The following is a 2,024-nucleotide window of genomic DNA, read 5'->3' as shown; positions in this document are numbered from 1 at the left end:
CACCCCGTCCCAGCGGAGGGAGACCCGATTTCAGCGGAAGTCAGGACCCGGATCTCCACTGAAACCAGGTCCCCGAGTTCCGCTGAAATCCGGGGGAGCTCGCACCGGGCCGCGGGGAGCAGGTCGCGTCGGGGTGGAGGTTCCCAGGTAGTCGTGGGGGTGCATGAGGAAGCGGAGGACCGGTTCGAGGTCGTCGACGGTGGGGGGTTCGTCGGCGATGAGGGCCTGGATGAGCAGGCCGTCCATGCCCGCGATGAAGGCGCTGATGACCGTGTCGCCGCCGCCTCCGCCGTTGTTGATGTTGCCCCGGATGAGGTCGATCCAGCGGCGCGCGGCCGGCCGCAGGGCGGGTCGGCGGGCGGCGAGGAGGTAGAGCTCGTACTCGCCGATGGTGCGCTCGCGCTGCTCGACGATCATGCGGACGAGCAGCTCGGCGATGGCGCGCGGCCACTGGGTGTTGTCGGTGACCTGCTCGCGGACGGCGGTGATCTGCTCGACGAGGCCTTCGCACCCGTCGAGCAGGCTGGCGACCAGCAGGTCGTCGATGCCGTTGAAGTAGTACGCGATCGACGCCGGCGGGACGCCCGCTTCGCGCGCGACGTTGCGGTGGCTGACGGCGCCGACGCCTTCGCGGGCCACGACCCGCAGCGCCGCGTCGACGATCGCGCGGCGGCGGCGCTCTCCCTTGATCCGCCGCCCGTCGGTCACCTCTGTCAATGCGCGCCTCCCAGTTCCAGTGCCACCACCCCGCCGATGATGAGCGCGATGCCCGCGACCTGCACAGCCGTGATCGACTCGCCGAGGAACACCGCTCCGATGACGGCGACCAGCGCGACGCCGGCCCCTGCCCAGATCGCGTAGACGACGCCGACGGGCAGCCCGAGCTTGAGCACCGCGCTCATGGCGGTGAACGCGATCGCATATCCAATCACGACCGCGACCGACGGGACCGGCTTGCTGAAGCCCTCCGACAGCTTCAGCGACACCGTGCCCACCACTTCGCTGCAGATCGCCACCACGAGCAGCAGGTACGCCACGAGACCTCCTCGAATCAACATGGGCGATCGCCCAACTTCTAGGACCTGCGCGCCCCCGGGTCGCGGGAGCGAAGGGGATCAGCCGCGCTTGCCGGGGCCGCCGATGGTCATCGACACGGCGATCGCAGCCCAGATGACGATGGGGACGGCGGGCCAGAAGAACTTCAGGTCACCGGAGACGGCCGAGGTCACGCCCCAGATGGCGATCATGATGACGGCCCCGCCCGCCCAGTCCCGCCACTCCTTGGACACCTTCTCCTCGTGCTCCTCGCGCGCGACGACCTCCGCTGAGGGCTGAGAAACCGGAAGATCCCTGGTCAGCGGTTCGAGCTCGCCGAGCGTGGTGGCGCCGTAGGCGCTCTGCAGGCGCTCGTCGTACTCGGTGACGGTCAGCCGGCCCTCGTCGAGCGCGGTGCGCAGCCGCGCGGCGACCTCGTCCCGGTCGGCGTCGGAGGCACGCATGCCTCCGCCGTTCGGATCCACCATGCCCCTACCCCCCAGGTGCGGATTGATCGATGACGACGTTCACTCGATCAATTACGTGGCGAAAATCGCACAACCACTCGTCAGTTTGCCTTGATCGGCACCGCCGGGGCCACGGAACCGCGGCACGTGCCCACACCTGCCCCGGGCGTTCAACAGCGACAACTCCAGAAACACCCGGCACCCCGGACGACCGCGGTCTGGTCGTCGCAGCACTGAAAATAGCAGAAAACTGGACGAACGCCCAAGTAGTTTTTCGACCTGGGGTCTCGCAGAATCACCGTCTGTTCCCGAATTCACGCCCCGGCCCCCGTGGTTACCAGCGGGTAACAGGGCGTACGCTCCCCAAACGGACAACCCCCGAAACAGGAGGCCGCGAGCATGGGTGCTGTACAGATCACGCTTGGCGCGATCTCGGTCGCGCTCGGCGTCGTCGCGTGGAGCATGTTCGCCATGACCATCGCCCGATTCGTGCGGATCATCCGCCTCGGGCAACCCGACGGC

3 protein-coding genes are annotated in these 2,024 nt (G+C 68.3%); all 3 read right to left on the bottom strand.

Annotated elements, in window-relative coordinates; genetic code table 11:
• Positions 1-30: 30 nt before the first annotated feature.
• The 3 genes from E1202_RS31045 to E1202_RS31035 all read right to left on the bottom strand — a co-directional run bounded on the left by E1202_RS31045 (position 31) and on the right by E1202_RS31035 (position 1,523).
• On the bottom strand, positions 31-708 hold the full coding sequence (locus tag E1202_RS31045) for a TetR/AcrR family transcriptional regulator (protein WP_235879142.1): 678 nt from the start codon (positions 706-708) through the stop codon (positions 31-33).
• Positions 709-713: 5 nt separating this feature from the next.
• Positions 714-1,037, bottom strand: a complete 324-nt coding sequence (locus tag E1202_RS31040) for a DMT family transporter (RefSeq protein WP_132686867.1) — start codon at positions 1,035-1,037, stop codon at positions 714-716.
• Positions 1,038-1,115: 78 nt separating this feature from the next.
• Positions 1,116-1,523: a DUF1707 SHOCT-like domain-containing protein gene (locus tag E1202_RS31035; RefSeq protein WP_132686866.1), complete on the bottom strand. Its 408-nt coding sequence runs from the start codon at positions 1,521-1,523 to the stop codon at positions 1,116-1,118.
• Between the last annotated feature and the right edge of the window lie 501 nt (positions 1,524-2,024).

The sequence above is a fragment of the Saccharopolyspora karakumensis genome (genome assembly GCF_004349225.1).
GTDB classification, from domain to species: Bacteria; Actinomycetota; Actinomycetes; order Mycobacteriales; family Pseudonocardiaceae; genus Saccharopolyspora; species Saccharopolyspora endophytica.
This window is presented reverse-complemented; position numbering and strand designations above follow the sequence as displayed.

Coding starts and splice junctions, on each gene's coding strand:
- E1202_RS31035 (WP_132686866.1), bottom strand. CDS start 1,523: ATGGTGGATCCGAACGGCGGAGGCATGCGTGCCTCCGACGCCGACCGG.